A 20,981-nucleotide genomic window follows, 5' to 3' on the forward strand; every position below is an offset into this window, starting at 1 on the left:
GGCGAGCGCAAGGGAATGTGGTTTGGCGATGGGACGTGGCATGAGGCTCTCGGGTGCGCAATGGGGCGTGTGGTTCGCTCAGGAATTGGCGCCTCGGTCGCCGGTGTTCTCGATCGGGCAGCTCCTGTGGCTGCCCGCGGGGTGCGATAGCGAAATCCTGGCTCGCGCCGTGGGCATCGCCGTTCACGACGCCGACGTCCTGTGGTGCCGTTTCGACACCGGGCCGCAGGGACCGCTGCAGTCGATCCAGGTGCCGGCTGCCCCGCCGTTGATCGCGGTGCGCAACCACGTGGGCACCGCCGATTCACTTCGGGCACAGGCGCGCACGCGGATGTCCGAGGCGCTACCCCTCGCTGAGGGCCCCTTGTTCGCCGCCACGGTGTGGTCGCTCGACGATGGGCAGATCGTCTGGGAGTTCAAGGCGCACCACATACTGCTCGATGCGTATGGGCTGTCGTTGCTGACCCGTCGGGTGGCGCAGGTGTACACCGCGCTGTCGCGGGGTGCGGCCGTACCGGAGTCGACGTTCGGCACCGTGGCCGAGATGATCACGGCCGAGGACGAATACGAGCGCAGCGATGTCGCCGAGCGCGATGGTGAGTACTGGAGTGCCTTCGCCGAATCGCAGGCAGATTCCGCAGCGTCGCTGGTGCCGGCGTCGCCGAGCGAGAACATGCCCATCGGTGTGTCCGTGTCGATCGACCGGGAGGTCATCGACAGGGTCGACCAACTGGCTCGATCGGTCGGCGCCACCTGGGGTGAGGCGATGATCGCCCTCTGGGCCTGGTACGACTCGAATCGGTCGGGCAGTACCAAGGCGACCATCGGAATCCCGATGATGGCTCGGCGCGGGGTGGGCCTGCGTACCCCGATGATGCAGGTGAATGTTCTGCCCGTGTCGCTGGAGATCGACCCACGCGACAACGTGGGCGAGTGGATCACCCGTGCGGCGGCCGCACTCGGCGGCGTGCGCCGCCATCAGCGTTACCGGGGTGAGCGCCTCGCCCAGGTGTCCGACGGCGTCAAACCTGCTCTCTCGCAGATCAATCTGCACGTGTTCGACTACCACGCCGATTTCGCGGGAACGGTCGCGGTCACCGAGGAACTCGGCACCGGGCCGGCCGACGACCTCAATCTGTTCGTCTACAACGACAAGGTGAAGGGGTTCGCGCTCGAACTCAAGGCCGACCCCACCCGGTACAACGAATCAGAACTGCGGATGCATCTGCGAAGGATCGAGAGCGCAGTCCGCAGGCTGTCGTCGCTGTTGGCCGACGATCGTCTGCGCGCACTGGCTCCTGCCGACCCCGTGGACACCGACCTGTTGTCGGAGTGGGTGTCCGGGCAACCCGAGGTCAGCCGCGAGGTGACGATCGACGAGCTGTTGCAGACTGCAGCCAGGGAGCATCCGGGGCGTGTCGCGGTGGCCGTCGATGATCGGCACCTCACCTATGCGCAGTTCGATTCTCGGGTGAACCGCATTGCCCGGCACCTTCTCTCATCGGGTGTGCGCACCGGCGACCGCATCGCGGTGATGGCCGTGCGCGACGAGTGGCTGCCCGTCATGCTCGCGGCAGTCATGCGCGCGGGCGCTGTGTACGTTCCGGTGGACCCCGATTATCCAGACGACCGGATCGAGTTCCTGCTGCAGGACGCCGCACCGAGTGCAGTGCTGACGAACTGTGGCGACGCTCTCGACATCGGGCGGTTCGCCGAAGTCGTGGGGACGCCGCTCATCGACGTCGCGGACCCTTCGGTGGTGCGGGACCTCGACACCGTGTCGGCGGAACCGGTTGGCGACGCCGACCGAACACGCAGACTGCTCCCCGGAGATGCGGCGTATCTGATCTACACCTCGGGCACGACAGGTCGTCCGAAGGGCGTCATGGTCAGTCACGCCAACGTCATCGCATTGTTCGACGCCGCCACACACTTCGACTTCCGCGCCGACGACGTATGGATCTTGCTGCACTCGTACGCCTTCGACTTCTCCGTCTGGGAACAGTGGGTGCCACTGACCACCGGGGCTGCGCTTGTCGTCGTCGGCCAGGATGTCCTGCGCGATCCGGTCCTCATCGGAGATGCGATCCGCAGGCATCGGGTCACCGTTCTCAATCAGACACCGTCAGCGTTCTATGCACTGATCGACACCGAACAGCACCGGACGGACAGCCCAGACCTCGCACTGCGAACGGTCGTGTTCGGCGGCGAGGCACTGAATGCGGCCAGACTCGCGCCATGGCTGGATCGCCACCCGACCACGCCGACGTTGATCAACATGTACGGCATCACCGAGACCACGGTGCACGTCACGCACACCGTGGTGTCGTCGCACGGCGATGTCGCAGGAGCGTCGGTCATCGGGCGGGCGCTGCCCGGCCTGCGTGCCGACGTCCTCACCCCTCATCTGCAGACGACGCCGATCGGCGTCGTCGGAGAACTGTATGTGGCCGGACCGCAGGTCGGTCTCGGATACCGCGGTCGTCCGTCGCTGACCGCAACAAGATTCGTCGCCGACCCGAACGGGTCCGGAACCCGTATGTACCGCACCGGCGATCTTGCGAGGTGGAACGTCGCGGGCGAGCTGGAGTATCTGGGCCGCATCGACGACCAGGTCGAGATCCGCGGATTCCGTATCGAACCGGGTGAGGTCGCCGCCGCTGTGCAATCGCATCCGGATGTGACGGCTGCTGCTGTCGTCGCCGTCGATCGGGGTGCCGAATCGAGTGGCGCCGCGAACCCACATGCCGCAGCAGGAACGGTTCTCGCTGCCTACTATTGCGCGGCGGTCGAGTCCGACTCCGAAGGACAGCCACTCGACGCCGCACTGCGCGTCTGGGCCGAGACTGCGCTGCCCGCCCACATGGTGCCGTCGGTGTTCGTCCGGGTGGACGCATTGCCGATGACAGCGAACGGCAAACTCGATCGCCGAGCGCTTCCCGCAATAGATCTCGGCGCGCGCAGCGGCCACGGGCGTGAAGTCAGCACCGCCGCAGAGCGCGCTATCGCGGCTGTCTTCCTCGACGTACTCGGCCTCGACTCGGCGACCCAACTGTCGGCCGACGACGACTTCTTTGCCCTCGGTGGCGACAGCATCGTCTCCATCCAGGTGGTATCGCGAGCCAGGCGCGCAGGACTGGTGACCACAGCCAAGATGGTGTTCGAGCAACGCACGGTAGCGGCGATCGCGGCCTCGGCTGTTCCTGCGGTTGATGGCCGTGAGATCTTCGGACGGGACCTGGCGGCGGGAGGCGGCCACGGCGGCCTGGCTCCGTTGATGCCGATCGCCCATCGCCTGATCGATGTACCCGGATTCGATTCTTTCGCACAGACATTTGTGTTCGTGACCCCCGAGGATCTGACGTGGGAGCGGCTCCGCGACGCGCTCGACCGAGTGGTCGGACGACACGGGGCATTGCGCGCGCGGGTCGTCGGATCGGGCGAAGCACGCCAACTCGAGGTCGGTGCCGTCGGCGCGAATGCGGCAGACAGGCTCGATCGTGACGAGGGCATTGATGGACAGCTCAATCGGTGGAGCACCGAGAAGTGGCAGCAGCACCTGAGAGAAGTCGCGACCGACCTCGCGGGCGCGCTGGATCCGGCGGCAGGCGTCGTGTGGCGAGCGCGGTGGATCACCGATTCAGCGAGCGCCACAGGGCGCCTCGTCATGGTGATCCATCACCTCGTCGTGGACGGGGTCTCCTGGCGGATTCTCGCCGACGACCTGGCTGCCGCGTCGTCCTCCGATGTGCGCTCGCCTGATGTCGGCCTGTCCACCGCAGGCACCGGGCTGGCGGCGTGGGCCCAAGCGCTCACAAGCCAGGCCGCCGCAGGCGCTTTCGATGTTCAGAGACCGCTGTGGCTGGCGATGGCGGGGCAGACCGAGGGCGTTCTCGGGCATCGGCATCTCGATCCGCAGCGTGACACCTGTGCGCATGTGCGGCGCGTGAGTGTGATGATTTCCGCGCTCACCGCGTCCGCGGTACTGACCGACGTCCCGCGGATCGCTGCGGGAACCGTCGACGACGTCTTGCTCGGCGCGCTGTCCGCGGCGCTGTCCCAGTTGTTCTCCGATCGTGATGAGTTGTCGCACGACGGGATGGTCATCGGGCTGGAGGGTCACGGCCGCGAAGAGGGAGTCGTCGACGGCGCGGATCTGTCGACGACAGTCGGCTGGTTCACATCGTGGTACCCGGTGCGGCTTCCGCTGCCTCGCAGCGAGTTCGGACGATCCGAAGCCGATGGGTTGCACGGGAAGCGCGCGCTGGATGCAGTCCTGACCGTGAAGGAGACGCTTTCCTCGATACCCGACAAGGGCATCGGTTACGGAGTTCTTCGCCACCTCGCCACCGGACCGGCGATTGGGCTCACCGCCCTGGACCACCCGCAGATTGCGTTCAACTACCTCGGCCAGTTCCGAGGTGCCGGTGTTGGTGGCGTCGACAGTGAATTGCCATGGCAATCCGCCCCGGAGACAGCGGGATTGGGTCTGCATGCGGCCGACGAGATGCCGGCCCCGGCGGTCGTCGACATCACCGCCAGGGCAGTCGTCTCCGATTCCGGAGTCGAGCTGCACGCAGATTTCGCCTACGTCGAGTCGGTCATCGACGAAGCCGCAGTGCGTGCACTTGCCGACCGATGGACCACGGCGCTGGCGGCACTCGCGGAGTACGCCACCTCACCGCAAGCGGTTGTGGCACACTCGCCCAGCGACTTTCCCCTGGTCGACGTGTCGGCGGTCGACATCTCGACGTGGGAGCGCGAGCACGGGGAACTTCTCGGGGTGCACCCACTGACGCCGGCCCAGCGCGGTGTCCTTTTCCACTCAGCCCTCAATGCGTCCGGCGGCGTCGATCTGTATACGGCGCAACACGTTCGCGACGTTGCCGGCCGTGTGCAGCCTGACAGGCTCCGCGCCGCATGGCGAGCGGTGTTGACGAGGTATCCGCAGCTGACGATGGCTGTGCGGACCGCTCACGACGGCACTCCCGTCGCCGTCATCCCGGTGACCGTGGACGAGCCGTTGACGGTTATCGACCTGCGGGCGAGTGCGGATCCGGAACACGATGCCGCGACGTTCATCGATGACGACCGGGCGCGGGGCTTCGATGTAGAGCATGGCTCACCCATTCGTCTGACGCTCCTGCTCACCGCCGACGAAGCGGGTGTTCTTGTCCTCACGTCGCACCATGCGGTACTCGACGGTTGGTCCACTCCGCTGCTCGTCCAAGACCTGCTGCGGGCCTACCAAGCGCCCGAAACCGTTGCCTCGCAGGTGGACAACACGTTCTTCCGTTTCGTGCGCCGGATGGCGGAGTCGGACGCGCAGCACGCCATCGATGTCTGGCAGGGCCCGCTGTCCGCAGTCACCGAACCGACCCTGGTGGCCGGTGGCTGGCAACCGGACGACACGTCTTTCCCCGACACTGCCGAGACGGTTCTCTCCGCGCCCGTGACCGCCGAGCTCGCGAACCTCGCCAAGCGCAGATCGATCACACTGAACACCGTCGTCCAGGCCGCGTGGGCGCTGACGCTACAGATCCATACCCGCTCGGCGACAACGGTCTTCGGGTCGGTGGTCTCCGGGCGGTCCGTGGACGTCGACGGCATCGACACCGCCATCGGAATGTTCGTCAACACCATTCCCACGGTCGTGACCGTGTCACCCGACATGACAGTCGATGCAGTGCTCGACACCGTGCACGCCTTCAATGTGGCGGTGCTCGAGGGTCATCAGGTCTCGCTCACCGACATTCACCGTCTCAGCGCGATGCCGGCATTGTTCGACACGCTTGTGGTGATGGAGAACTACGTCAACGACGACACCGTGCTGGGTGAACTGCAACGCGCAACCGGTCTCAATCTTGAGCTACGGCAGTGGCGCGATTCGACGAACTATCCGCTCACGCTGCGCGTCGTTCCCGCCGCCGAATTGTCGGTCGAGTTGTCCTACCACCCCACCGGCGTGGACGCCGATTCCGCCCGCAGGATCCTGGACATCTTCACCCGTGTTCTCCAGGCGTTCGGAACGGGGACAGACACACAGATCGCGCGACTGAACACCGTGGGCGCCTCGGATGCTTCGGTGATCAAGCAGGTCTCGGCTGGACCCGCGTTGCAGGTACCCCCGGACACGACGGTCGATTCGCTGCTGGTCGCGTCTGCACAGTCCCATCATGACCAGACCGCGGTGGTCCACCGGGCTGTTGAGATGACCTACGCGCAGTTCGACGCGCAGGTGAACCGGCTGGCCCGGTACATGCTCGTCTCCGGTGTCCAGGTCGGTGACCGAGTGGCCCTGATCGGTGGTCGCGACGAGTGGCTACCCATCTGCGTTGCGGCCATCATCCGTGCGGGTGCGGTCTACGTCCCGGTGGATCCCGAGCATCCCCGGCGACGCCGGGACCACATCCTGGCCGAGTGCACACCCACCGCCATCCTGAGCACGGTGGCCCCCGACTCCCTGGGTGGCGAAGAGGATCTGATCGGCGACGGACGACTCGTGAACCTCCGGGATGAGTTGACCCTCACCATGATCGCTGCGGTGTCCGGCGAACCGATCAGGGAATCGGAACGAAACCGGCCGTTGCTGGCCGGTGACCTGGTGTACGTGATCTACACCTCGGGCACCACGGGTGCACCCAAGGGTGTGGAAGTGTCGCACCGCTCCCTGGTGAACCGCCTGACCTGGGGCGCGCATCTCATCGGCGACAGCGACGACGTGGTCGGCGTTGCCAAATCCGGTCTCGGTTTCATCGACGCACTCACCGAGATGCTGCACATCGTTGTGGTCGGAGGCCAGCTGATCGTCGCGACCGCAGACGAGGCGAAAGACCCCGCACAACTGTCGGAGCTGTGCGCGCGGGCGGGTGTCACCGATGTGGTGATGGTTCCGTCCCTGGCTCGCAACATCGCGGCGTCCGGCGCGTCACCAGCCAGCCTGCGCCGATTGACGGTGTCGGGGGAGCGACTCGATGTCCCGACAGTCGAGCAGCTCACGTCCGCGTGGCCGGATACGCCGGTGACGAACTTCTACGGCTCCACCGAGGTCGCCGGTGACGTGACCACTCATTTGTTGTCGCCGGACGGGCACGGTTCGGCGCCCATCGGCCTCCCGGTCGCCAATTCGGCTGTTCTGGTGCTTGATCCGATGCTGCGGCCGTCACCCGTCGGTGTCGTCGGTGAGTTGTACGTATCGGGTGTCCAGGTGGCTCGCGGCTATCGTGGGCAATCCGGTCTGACGGCATCCCGGTTTGTCGCCGACCCAGCCGGCTCGGGCGAGAGGATCTATCGGACAAGCGATCTCGTCCGGTGGTCCACCACCGGGGTCCTGGAATACTCGGGCCGTGCCGACGACCAGGTGAAGATCCGGGGCCAGCGTGTGGAACCCGGTGAGGTGGCTGCGGTACTCGGCTCGCACCCACGCATCTCGTCCGCGGCCGTGGTGGCGGTCGAACACCCGGTGTCGGGCACAATACTCGCCGCCTACTACACAGAAGCCGGCACCGAGACGTCCGACGCCCACGCTGTCGCGTCGGTGGCCGACGGGTTCGACGACGAACTGCGAGAGTGGGCAGCGTCGCGATTGCCCGCCCACATGGTCCCCTCTGCGTTCGTTCGGCTCGATGAGCTCCCGGTGACCGTGAACGGGAAGCTGGATCGAAGTGCGCTGCCGGCAATCGATCTGGGGGCAGGCGGTGGACGTGGCCGTCCATTGTCGACGGAGACCGAACACACCGTTGCCGCGCTGGTGGCCGACGTCCTCGGGCTCGGGGAAGTCCAATTGTCGGCCGAGGATGACTTCTTCGTCCTGGGCGGGCACTCGCTGCTGGCAACCCGGCTGATCGCGTTGCTCAACGCGCGATGCGACCGGGGATTGACGTTGCGCTCGGTGTTCGATCACCCCACCATCGCCGGCCTGGCCGGGGCAGTGGATGCGGCGGGTGGCCCCGGTGATTCTTCGGCGTTGCCTCGGCCCGTTGCCGTGAACCGCCCGGAGCACATACCGGCTTCCTCGGGCCAGCAGGCTCTCTGGGCCATCGAGGGCCTCTCGGAAGCGAGCGGCCGGTACGTCGTACCGGTGAAGTGGTACGTGGAGGGGTATTTCGACCAGGCGGCCTGGGAACGAGCCCTCGAAGTGGTCGTCCGCCGCCACGAGGCGCTGAGGACCCGGTTGGTGGAGGCCGGGGAACACGGTCTTGTCCAGATCGTGGAACCCGCAGACTCCGTAGGCCGGTGGCTGACCACCGACCATCTGCACCTGGACGGGTCCGATGTCGGCACCGACTGGGACACGGTGGAGAACTGGGTACAGAGTCCGATCTCCCTCGATACGGACATGCCGATCCGCTCGCTCGTCGCACCGCGTGACAATGGCGGCCACATCCTCGCGGTTGCGATACATCATGCGTTTGTCGACGAGTGGTCGATGTCCACGGTCGCGAGCGAGCTCTGGGCAGCATACGGCGCCCTGAGCGAGAATCGGGAACCGGCTCTGCCGCCGGTTGTGTTGCAGTATGCGGACTTCGCGGTGTGGCAGCAGCAGCTCGTCGACACCGTTGCCTTCGAGCGAGGCACTCAGTACTGGGCCGATACCCTGGCTGGGGCGCCCGAGTTGTCCACCCTCCCGCCCGATCGGCCGCGGCCGGCAACCCCCACCTTCCAGGGCGGTTACAACGGACTTGTCGCCGACGAGGCGACAACCGCTGCCCTGCAACAGCTCTCCGCTGACACCGATGCCTCGATGTTCGTGGTCGTCCACGCCGCGGTCGCTCTGACCTTGCACAGGCTGGGGGCCGATTCGGACATGGTGCTCAGCTCGCCGACCGCGGGACGTCCGGACGCGGCAGTCATGTCCACGGTCGGCTACTTCATCAACACCGTGGCCGTCCGGCACCGCCTGCAACCGATGTGGACGCCGAGAGAGTTCTTGAGCGCCACCCGGGAAACAGTGCTCGGAGCTCTCGACCACCAGTTGATCCCTTTCGACAGGGTTGTGGCGGCATCACGCGTCGGCCGGATTCCGGGAGCGAACCCGCTGTGTCAGGTGCTGCTGAACTTCGTGACCGAGCACGAGCAGATCAGAGACGACACCCTCCAGCCCGCCGGCCTGTCCCATTTCGAGAGGGTCGGCGGTGTCCTGAAGACCGTCAAGGCCGACTTGGAACTCGAGTTCCAAGTGCTGAACGGCGTTCTGACGGGTGGTGTCTCGTACGCCGCCGAGCTGTACACACCGGCCTCCATCGACCGTTTTGTCGACGTGTTCACCGCCGTCCTCGACGTGATGGTCCACGCTCCTGACAAGCCGCTGAGCGCTGTCGAGTTCGGCCCCGTGCCGCTGCAGGATGCCGGACGCAGCGAAAACCTGGCTGCCGAGCACCCGACCGTGGACGCCATGCTCCAGGCCGCCGCCAGTGAGTTTCCGTCGGAACCTGCGCTGGTCTTCGGAGAACGGACCTACACCTCGGCGCAGTTCGATCAGCGTGTCAACCGGCTGGCCCGCCAGCTGATCCGTTCCGGCGTCGAGGTCGGGGACCGTGTGGCGGTCCTGATCCACCGGCGCCCGGAGCTGCCCCTTGCCATGGCCGCGGTGGTGCGTGCCGGCGCCGCGTTTGTCCCCATCGACCCCGCCTACCCACTCGATCGAATCCGGTTTCTGATCGAAGACAGCGGCGCTGCAGTGTTGATCACCGCCGGTCGCGACGACGATGGCTCGATGTACGGCCACACCAACACATTTGATCTGGCCGATCCAGCGGTGACGTCGCGGATCGACATCATGGACCCGTCGCCCGTCGGCGATGACGAACGCTCGCGTCGATTACATGCCGACGACTCGGTCTACGTGGTGTACACCTCGGGCACCACCGGGCGACCCAAAGGGGTCGACATCACGCACCGGGCATTCGGTGAGCTGATCCGTCGCCGCCAAGACCTCTGCGAACTGGCTCCCGGTGATGTCGTGATGGCCAGAACGGCAATCGGTTTCGATCCGGCGGCGGCAGAGTTGTTCTGGCCGCTGGCCTTCGGCGGTGTTGTGCACTATCTGGATGACACCCAGTTCGCAGACCCGGCGTATATCGCTGAGCTGTTGAACAACAACCACTTCGCCTGGATCGACTTCACCCCGTCGCTCATGGAGGAGGTGCTGCGGCAGGGCACCCTGACGGAGCTGGCGCCCAATGTCCTGTCGCTGGGTGGCGAAGCGGTGCCGTTGTCGCTTGCCCGTGACCTCCACACGAGATTTGGTGTGAGGGCATGGAACATCTACGGCCCGGCCGAAGCGACGATCGAGGTCGTACTCGGCCAGTTCGACCCCGGCGCCGACTACTCGGACGGGACCCTTCCGATCGGGCGTCCGCTCACCAACACCACTGCCGTCGTGCTGGATTCGTGGTTGCGGAGAGTGCCGGCAGGTGTCATCGGCGAACTGTACGTGTCGGGCGTGCAATTGGCGCGTGGTTACCACCGCCGCCCCGGCCTGACGGCCGGGAGCTTTGTCGCCGACCCACGGGGCTCTGGTGGTCGCATGTACCGGACGGGCGATCTGGCCCGATGGAATGCCGATGGCCTTCTCGAGTATCTGGGACGTGTCGACGATCAGGTGAAGATTCGGGGCCAGCGGGTGGAACCCGGCGAGGTCGCCGCGGTGGTGGGCGGCCACCACTGGGTCGGATCCGCCGCAGTGGTGCCGGTCGAACATCCGGTCGCCGGAGTGACTTTGGCGGGGTATGTGACCGCACTCGGCGATGGTGCCCATCTGTCCGACGACCTGTTCGCGGAACAACTACGCGAGTGGGTCGGCGCCAGGTTGCCGGCACACATGGTGCCGTCCGTCTTCATGCGTCTGGACGTGCTGCCGACGACTGCCAACGGCAAGGTGGACCGCCGGTCCCTTCCTGCCGTGGACGTGGGTGTCTCGAGCGGCCGGGGACGCGAGCTGGAAACCGATACAGAACGTGTGGTCGCGACGACGGTCGCAGGGGTTCTCGGGGTGGACGCCGACGTCGTGATGGCCGCCGGTGACGACTTCTTCGCCCTCGGTGGGCACTCGCTGACGGCAACACGGTTGGTCGCGCTACTCAACGACCGGTGTGGATCTGATCTGACGTTGCGGTCGGTGTTCGATCACCCGACCATTGCCGAGCTCAGCGCCGCGGTGGACGCAGCGATGAAGACCGCCGCACCGGCCGCGCATCCGCAGCCAGGCAAGATCGAACGGCCGGAGCACATCCCGGCTTCGTATGGCCAGCAGGCGCTCTGGGCGATCGGCCAGGCAACCGGGCCGAGCAGCCAGTACGTCATCGGTGATGCGTTACAGGTGGACCCGGGTCTTGATGCGGAGACCCTGCGACGGGCTGTGGTGTCGGTGGTGCGGCGCCACGAAGCGCTGAGGACTCACTTCGACTGGCGTGCGGGAGATCTGGTCCAGGTCATCCGTGACGCACGCGACGCGGACGGTGTTCCGTACGACGTCGTTGACGTAGCGGAGGCTGACGTTGCGCGCACGGCCGGCGAGCGCCTCGGACGGCCACGGGACGGCTCGGAGGAGTGGCTTGTCGAGTTCGTGCATCTGCGCAGTGCCGGTCGTCAGTGGCTGCTGGTGGCGGGGCACCACATCGTGTTCGACGAGACGTCTTTCGACGTCTTCCTGTCCGATCTCGACCTCGCTCTGCGGGCTGAGGGTGGCGATGACCCTGCGCGACAACAGCTTGCCGACGGTCAGGGACGTCTGCGGCAGTTCGCCGACTGGGCGATCCAGGAACGGTCCGTGCTCGACTCGGCGGCGGGCGGGCGCTCCGCCCTCATCGAGCGGGTCACGACGCGGCTCGCGAACCACGTGGTGTACCCGTACCTGCCCTACGACCACGCGGGCCCCGGCCGGCTAGCGGCATCGACGGCGGCGGAAGCCGAATGTGTTGTGCCGAAACAACTCGTCGAACAGGTACAACAATTCGCCGCCCGGAGTCGTGTCACGCCGCTGATGCTCCTCAACGCCGCACTGTCTGCGGCGTTGGCATCGCACGGCGCCGCGAACAGGTCCGTCTTCGGCACGCCGGCGACACTGCGCCAGGGGCCTGATGCCGAGCAGTCGATCGGGTACTACCTCAACACCGTTCCGGTGCCGGTGTCGACCGAACCATCCGCGAGCTTTTCCGACAACGTAGCCGAATCGCGCCGGCTCCTGCTCGAATCCCTCGACGCCCGAGACGTGCCGTTCGAGTTCGTGGCATCGTCACCCAGTCTTCGCGTGAGTGCCGAGAGCACATCGCCGGTCTTTCAGGTGTTGACCGCGTACCGCGCAGCGGCACCTGATGAGTCCCACCGATATCTCAGTCGCGCGATCGACGTCCTCGATGCCGGGCGCTCCGAGTCGGTTGCGAAGTTCGATCTCACCGTTGCCATCATCGACAACGACGGCGCCTGGACTCTGTGGTTCAGCTACGCATCGGCCCTGTTCGAGCCCGCAACCATCGAGAACCTGATGGCGACCAGCGCATTCCTGCTGATCGCCGGCAGTCAGTCGCCGACGGCGACAGTGCAGCAACTGTGCTCGGAGTACATCGCACCCGAGCGGTCGCGACTCGGCGGGATGCCAACAGGTGACCATAAGGCGGAAGCCGTTCTCTCTGAGAGGGTCCGGCTGCCCGCCTCCCTGTTCAGCGTCAGCGACGTACGTGTGGCCGCGTTGCGGCTCCTCGGGTGGGGCCTGACCGGGTCCGGTGTGGTGCAGATGCCGCTTGCCGTGGATCGGGACGGACCGCGACCGGCAGCGACTACTCCGTTGATCGTGTGTTCGACCTCCGACGGCGTGCACGCCGACGACTTCGAGATCCGGGTGCCCGGTGACGGCCGCTTCGACCTCGAATCGGTCGGCGTGGTCAAGACTCTTCTGTTTGCGGTACTGCACGCCCCTGATGCGGATCGGTTGCAGATCGATCTGCCACCGGCCGGCCTGATCGACGCCGAGCGTGACGCAGCGGGCGACCGCGTCGACGACCACAGTGACCGATGGCTGGCCTTCGCAGATGATGTCGACATCGCCGATCCGATCACCCTGGCCTTCGATGACCGAGACCCGCGCATGGGACGCAGTGTCGTGAATGTTGATGCCGCAACCGGACCGGTCGACCTGGCAGACCTGCGTGCGTCGGTGGTGTCGTCGACGGTGCAGGCTCTTTGCTCCATCGATGTCCTGACCCCTGCGGACCTCGTCTCCGAAGGTGTCATCATCGACATCGAAGAACCGTCGCGCGAAGACATACGGCAGTACATCATCGGGCGAGCGCGGCGGACGTTCCCCGTGTTGGTCCGATGGGCCTCGGAAACAGGCGATCTCGCCGACGAGACCCACGACGCTCTGGCGATGACCCCTGCCGAGGCAGAGGGCTATCTGATCCTGCGCGACCACAGTCCTGCGACCATCGGCGTCTTCGATGACCTTCCCGAGGCGCAGATCCTGATACGGCTCCATCACGCGGGTTCTCCTGTGGCGCCGGGCATCACCGCATCACCGGGAGTCCATGCGCTGGTGCTCGATGTGGTCGTGGCCGGTACGGAGAGTTCCGGGGTGGCCGTGGCCGTGGACGTCGTGACAACGCTGCCGATTGATGCGGTGGTCCTGGCAGAACGAGTTGCGGCCGCCCTGACAGCGACCGGATCGGTGGTCGGCCTTCTGACCTCACCCGACCCGTGGGCCGACGGTGTTGTGTACGAACAGATTGCCGCGCCGCAACTGGTGGAGGTCGGTGCGAACCTCACCGAAGAACTGTCGGCCACGTTCGGCCAGGTCGCCGAGATCCTTCCGGTCAGTCCGCTCCAAGAGGGTCTGCTCTTCCACCTGCTGACGGCGGAGGCTGCCGACTCGACGGACGTCTATTCGTCACAGTTCGTGATCGACTTCGTCGGCGCCGTCGATCCGGACCGGTTCCACGCCGCGGTCACGGCATTGCTGTACCGCTACCCGAACCTGCGGGCCGGATTCCATGTGCACGGTGAATCCACCTTCCAGATCGTCCAGGCCAAGGTGGAGGTGCCCTGGACCTGGTATCGGCAGGCAGATACCGCCCGGCTCGGGCGCGACTCGATCCTGCAGGACGAACGTCGCCGGCCGTTTGCCGCGGACGCTCCGCCTCTGATGCGGTTCGCCCTGTTGCAGAACGACTCCGAGAGGTGGACGTTGTCCGTCGTCTTCGAGCATCTGCTCATGGACGGCTGGTCGAGCGGCCTGATGTTGGAGGCGTTGTTCAGGCTGTACAACGAGATCGACGTCGCCGCCGATGTGGTGCCCGATCGGATCACCCCTGCAGAGCCGTCGTTCCGGGACTATCTGCAATGGCTCCAGACCCGTGACACCCCAACAGGTTACGCAGTGTGGGCCCGCGAATTGGGCGGCATCGAATCGCCTACCCTGATCCGTCCTGGCGTCACCGAGCCCGCCCGCGCCTCGCATGCGCGGGACCACGAGATGGATCTCGACGAGACGCTGTCGGCTTCGATACGCGCCGTGGCAGCTGACGCCGGCGTCACTGTTGCGACACTGCTCTATACAGCGTGGGGTGTGCTGCTGAGCAAGCTCGTGGGCCAGAACGACGTGGTGTTCGGCACGGTGGCCTCAGGCCGCAGCCCGGATCTGCAGGACTCCGACCAGATCATCGGTCTGCTGTTCAACACGGTTCCGGTGCGCACCACGGTGCGCCCGGGAAACACGGTCCGTGAACACCTACGCGCTCAGCAGCACAGCCAGCTCGAGACGATCGAACACCCCTATGTGCAGCTGTCGCAACTGCACAGCGCGGTGGGCGTGGACCAGCTGTTCGACACGCTGTTCGTGATGCAGAACCACCAGTGGATCGACACCGACGCGCAATGGTCGCAGATCGGTCCGGACGGCTCGGTCTCGGTGGACGATGTGTCACTGCAGGACGCGACGCACTACCCGGTGTCGATCGCCTGTCACCCCGGCCGAACCATCCATCTCCGATGTGCCTATCGCAGCGACCTTCTCGCCGCAGACGAGGTCACCACCCTGATGGCACGGTTCGTGCGAGTCGTGCGCGGATTCGTCGACGATGTGGATGCGCCGATGGCCAGGATCTCGGTCCTGTCCGAGGACGAGTCTGTTGCCGGTGTCACCGCCGGTCTGGTGCGCCAGGACATCCCGACGGAGTCCATAGCATCGCTGCTGGCCCGTCAGGTGCAGGCACATCCCGACCGGACTGCGTTGGTGTCGGGCCGGACACGCCTCACGTTCGAGGAGATGTCGGCGCACGTCCGCACGTTGGCGGCCGAACTGGTCCGACGGGGCATTGGATCGGAGGACCGGGTCGCCCTGTACCTCGAGCGCGACCACAACATGGCCATCGCGATGTTCGCCGTCTTCGAGATCGGCGCTGCCTACGTGCCGATCGACCCCGAATTGCCGCCTGCCCGGGTGGGATACATCCTCGATGACTCAGAGTCCTCGATCGTGTGCACCTCGGCGATGCTGGCGTCATCCCTTCCCGCGACCGCACCCGAACTGCTGCTCGTGGGTGAGACCTTGTCCGGGGCCGATACACCGGTGCCCGAGACGGTGCAGCGCGCTGTCGATCCAGCCGGCCTGGCGTACATCATCTACACGTCGGGCTCCACCGGTACGCCGAAAGGTGTTGCGGTCCCGTACGGCGGATTGATCAACATGTTCTACAACCACGTCGAGCGCATCTTCCGCCCGGCCACCGAAGGCCGGGGCGGCGCGCCTATGAAGATCGCGCACACCACGTCGTTCTCGTTTGATGCCTCGTGGGAGCAGTTGTTCTGGCTGCTGGACGGACATTCGGTGTACGTCATCAGTGAGAGCATGCGCAAAGATCCTGCTGCGCTGCTGTCCTACTACGCGCAGAACCGCATCGACGGATTCGACGTCACGCCCTCCTACGGTGAACTCCTGGTCGAATCAGGCCTGTTCACCCATACCGAACCCGGCTACGACGGCATCTCGTTCTTCTCGCTCGGAGGAGAGGCGGTCCCGGAGACGTTGTGGGCGACGCTGCGTGAGCGGCCCGGTCTGTGGTCGTACAACCTCTACGGCCCAACGGAATACACGATCAACGCGCTCGGCGCGAATCTCGCCGACAGTGACCGCCCGAATGTCGGCGAGCCGATCTTCAACACGATGGCACTGTTGCTCGACCGGTCGCTCACCCCGGTGCTCGACGGCGTGGCGGGCGAGTTGTATCTCAGCGGTGCCGGAATGGGCCGGGGCTACCAGGGTCGGCCTGATCTGACGGCCGCGTCGTTCATCGCCCACCCGTGGCGGTCGGGCGAACGGATGTACCGCACCGGCGACCTGATGAGGCGTCAGCCAGATGGGTCGCTGGAGTACCTGGGGCGCTCGGACGATCAGATCAAGATCCGCGGGTTCCGCATCGAACCGGCGGAGATCGCCAGTGCCCTCGTCGATCGTGACGACGTGTCGCGCGCCACGGTTGTGGTCCGCAAGAGTTCGTCCGGTAAGGCGTTGCACGCCTATGTCGTTGCTGCGGGGGAGGCCACGATCGAGGTCTCCGACCTGCGTGATCATCTCGCGGCCCGGCTGCCCGACTACATGGTTCCCTCGGCCATCGGGGTTGTCGAGAACATCCCGCTGACGGTGAACGGCAAGGTCGACGTACGCGCTCTACCCGAGATCGAACTGGCAGAAGAGGTTGCGCGGGAGCCCCAAACCGAGTTGGAGAAGACGATCGCTGCCGCGGTCGCAGACACCCTCGGGATATCCCAGGTGTCGATTGATGCGGACTTCTTCAACATGGGTGGTCATTCGCTGCTCGCGATGCGTCTGGCCGGACGCTTGAGCAACACACTGGGTCAACCGATCTCCGTTCGTGCGATCTTCGATCACCCGACAGTGGCGGAGATGGCGGCCGCCATCGACGGCGACGACAGTCCTGGCGACGTCGAGAAGGCACCCGGACTGCCGCGGATCGGCGAGATCGAGCGGCCGGACCAGATCCCGGCTTCCTATGGGCAGCAGGCACTGTGGGTGATCGACGAGATGGCGGGTGCGGGGTCGACCTACACGGTGACCATCCTGTGGCACGTCTCCGGCCGTCTCGAACCCATCGCGTGGTCCGCCGCCCTGCGTGACCTCGTCGTCCGCCATGAGCCGCTGCGAACCCGACTGTCAGAGGCCGACGACGGCTCGATCGTGCAGGTCATCACGCCGCCGGATTCGGTCGAGCGGTGGCTGCAGATCGACCACGTCGACGCAGTCGGATGCAGCGACGACGAGACGGTTGCGCTCATCGAGCAATGGGGCAGCAGGCCACTGTCCGTTGCTGCGGACTCGACCTTGCGAGGCGTGATCATGCGCCGCAGCGACGACCAGTTCGTTGTGGGCTTGGCGTTGCACCATGCTTTTGTCGACGAGGGATCCATCGGCTCGGTGTCCGGGGATCTCTGGAATGCCTACTGCGCACGTCGAAGCGGTGAGGCACCCGTCTTCGAGCCTCTCGCAGTGCAATTCGCCGACTATGCGGTGTGGCAGCGATCGCTGTTCGACCAGGGTCGATTCGACGAGTCGGTGCGCTACTGGAACGACCAGTTGGCCGGTGCACCGGAACTGTCCACCCTGCCTCCGGATCGCAGCCGGCCGAGCAGGCAGAGCTTCAAGGGGATCGACCTCGAGATCTCGCTGGACGACGGACTGGTGTCGCGCGTCCGCGAGACCGCGGCGAGGCTGGACGTCTCGATGTTCATGACCTTGCACGCGGCGGTCGCCGTGGCGATGAACCGGCTGGGTTCAGGCACCGATCTTGTGCTGGGATCGCCGACGGGCGGCCGATCGGAGGAGACCGTCGCCGATACGGTCGGCTATCTCGTCAACACGGTGCCGATACGGCATCGCCTGCTTCCACAGGACACCTTCCGAACCGTGCTGCAGCGCACCAGGAACAACGTGCTGACCGCGTTCGAACACCAGCGGGTACCGTTCGACCAGATCGTCGCCGCGGGGAACGGCGCTCACGTCGCCGGCGCGAACCCGTTGGTGCAGGTGCTGGTGAGCTATGTCGCTCAGTCCAGCGGATCGCACGAGCGTGATCTCCTTGCGAAAGCCGGCCTGGGCCTGCTCGATCCACTGGGTGGCAGTCTCGGAGTGGTCAAGGCCGACCTCGACGTCTTCTTCGTCGACGACGGCGAGCGGATCGAAGCCAACCTGGCATACGCGGTCGACCTCTATGAGGAATCGACGATCAGGCGTTTCATCGAGACACTGGTGCAGGTACTCGAAGTGGTGGCCGAGGATCTCGACACCTCGCTCGCTGCTGCGCAGTTGGTACCTGTCGAGTACGTCGACATCACCCGATCCGCTCAGGCCCCTGGGGCGACGACCGTCCACGAGGAAGTCACGGTCGACGGGTTGTTGCGGAGCGCTGCAGCTGAATTCGCCTCGAGCATCGCAGTTGTACACGGCGCGATCGAGTGGTCGTTCGCAGAGCTCGACGGCCGGGTGAACCGGTTGGCCCGCCATCTGATCGGAGCGGGCGTACACGTCGGCGACCACGTCGCCGTGGTCGCGCAACGGGACGAATGGCTGCCGGTGATGATGGCTGCGGTGTTGCGCGCCGGCGGCGTTTACCTGCCGATCGATCCCTCCTACCCCGACGAGCGGATCACCTACCTGCTCGAGGACTCTTCTCCGACTGTGGCGGTGACCAATTCGCCGGACTGGAACGGTTCGGCCGGTACCGCCGACATCCCGGTGATCGACGTCCTGGCAATCGGCAGCAGCGCCGAGGAATCGGATGCGCCGATCACGGACGACGACCGGAGCCGACCTCTGTTCGCCGATGACGCCGCCTATCTGATCTACACCTCGGGGACAACCGGGCAGCCCAAGGGCGTTGTGGTCTCGCACCGGGCGCTGGCCAACCGGTTGCAATGGGGTCGCCGGCGGTACCCGTTGACCGGGCCGATTCTCGTCAAGACGCCGATCGGGTTCGATGTGTCGCTGCCCGAACTGCTCTCGCCGCTGGTGGAGGGGCACGCCGTGGTGGTTCTCGCGGCAGGCGATCATCGCGATCCGTGGAAGATCGTCGACGCGGTGACCCGCCACGACATCGAACGCGTGAACTTCGTGCCGTCGATGGCCGACATCCTCGTGGAGAACGTCGACGCGGACGCCGGGGCCCAGGTGGCCGAGGTCCTGCTCGCCGGTGAGGCACTTCGCTGGAGTCTGGCCGACTCGATCGAGTCGTCACTGGGCGCCAACGTCCTCAACATCTACGGGCCGACGGAATCGGGCGAGGTGATGTACTTCGACTGTGGAGCGGTACCCGGTGAACAACGTGAAGGATTTGTCCCGATCGGATGGCCGGTGGCCAATTGCGTTGTGCTCGTGCTCGATCCGTGGCTACGACGGGCCCCGGCAGGTGTGGTGGGCGAACTGTACCTGTCAGGCGCGCAGTTGGCCCGTGGTTACCACGATCGTTTCGGGCTGACTGCATCGCGGTTCATCGCAGATCCGACCGGACGCGGTGGACGCCTCTATCGCACAGGGGATCTGGTGCGAGCCGACGGCAATGGTGTGCTGGAGTACGTCGGACGCGTGGACGACCAGGTGAAGATCCGAGGCCAGCGTGTGGAACCCGGCGAGGTCGCTGCAATCCTGGACGGCCACCCCCGGGTGTCATCGGCCGCCGTGATCGCAGTCGACCACCCATCGTCGGGAAAGACGCTGGCCGCGTACTACACAACGGGCGAGGTCACTGACAACCCGGCTGCGTTCGACGATGATCTGCGCGACTGGTGCGGTTCTCGACTGCCGGCCCACATGGTGCCCACGGCGTTCACCATGCTCGACGTGTTGCCGGTGACGGCCAACGGAAAGCTCGACCGTTCCGCTCTTCCCGCGGTGGAGGTGAGCGGGCACGGCCGTGACGGACGGACTCTGTCACCCGGAACCGAAAGGGCCGTCGGGGAACTGGTGGCGCAGGTGCTGGGACTCGGCGACGTCGAACTGTCGGCCGACGACAACTTCTTCGATCTCGGAGGGCATTCGTTCACCGCCGTGCGGCTGGCATCGCGAATAGCTGCGGAGTTCGGTGTGAAGGTGGGTGTTCGCAACATCTTCGAGAGCCCGGTGGTGTCGTCGATAGCAAACCTGATCGACCGGTCCACCGATCACTCGGATACCGATCATCTGCGGGACTCTGTGCTGCTGAGGCTTTCTCCGACGGCCGGGGCCGCGTACACCGAGCACCTGTTCTGTGCCTATCCCGCGTCGGGATCAGCCGTGATGTACGACCGCTTGGTGGCCCACGTACCGGACGGCGTGGCCGTGTACGGGCTGCAGAACGTGTCGCTGTTCGATCCCGAGATGGACATGGGCGATCTGGATGCGACGGCGCGCTGGTACTTCGACCTCATCGACCGTGAGGCCGATGGTGGCGACATCCATCTGCTCGGCTGGTCGTACGGCGCGCACCTCGCATTTGCACTCGCCAAACTGATCGAGAAGCAGAGCGACTCGAAACTGATCAGCCTGACGCTGCTCGACTCGGGCCCGACACCAGAGCCGGGTTACATCACGGGAGCGATGTCACTACAAGAGTCGATCGACGACTTCTGCTACGCATTCAGCATCAACCACCGTTTCTCGACGGTGGACGAGCTCGTCGATCACGCCGTCGATGTGGCGCCGTTGTGGCCGGGGATCCAAAAGTCCGACGTACGAGGCATGTTGAAGTCGGGCGCGACCGCCACCGAGCATCTTGCGAGCCCGACGCAAGGACAGGTACACGCGGATGCTTTGCTGTTGCAGGCAGGGGTGGACGGCAATCTAGACACCTTTAACTGGCGTCATCACATCGTTGGAAAGGTGGAATATTCATCGACCATAAAGGGGCATCGAGAGATGCTTGACGACGACGTCGTTGCGGATTGGGGAGATCGGTTGCGCCGGTTCATCTCTGATACCCGAAGCTCAAAGACCTTTTGAT

General features: G+C 65.6%; 1 protein-coding gene. It reads left to right on the forward strand.

The features are described from left to right. Positions 1-40: 40 nt before the first annotated feature. Entirely contained in the window at positions 41-20,980 is a 20,940-nt protein-coding gene (locus WIMU1_RS10200; protein WP_062796890.1) for a non-ribosomal peptide synthetase, read from the forward strand. Position 20,981 lies beyond the last annotated feature (1 nt).

The organism is Williamsia muralis NBRC 105860, assembly GCF_001598915.1.
Taxonomy (GTDB): domain Bacteria; phylum Actinomycetota; class Actinomycetes; order Mycobacteriales; family Mycobacteriaceae; genus Williamsia; species Williamsia muralis.

Coding starts and splice junctions, on each gene's coding strand:
- WIMU1_RS10200 (WP_062796890.1), top strand. CDS start 41: ATGAGGCTCTCGGGTGCGCAATGGGGCGTGTGGTTCGCTCAGGAATTG.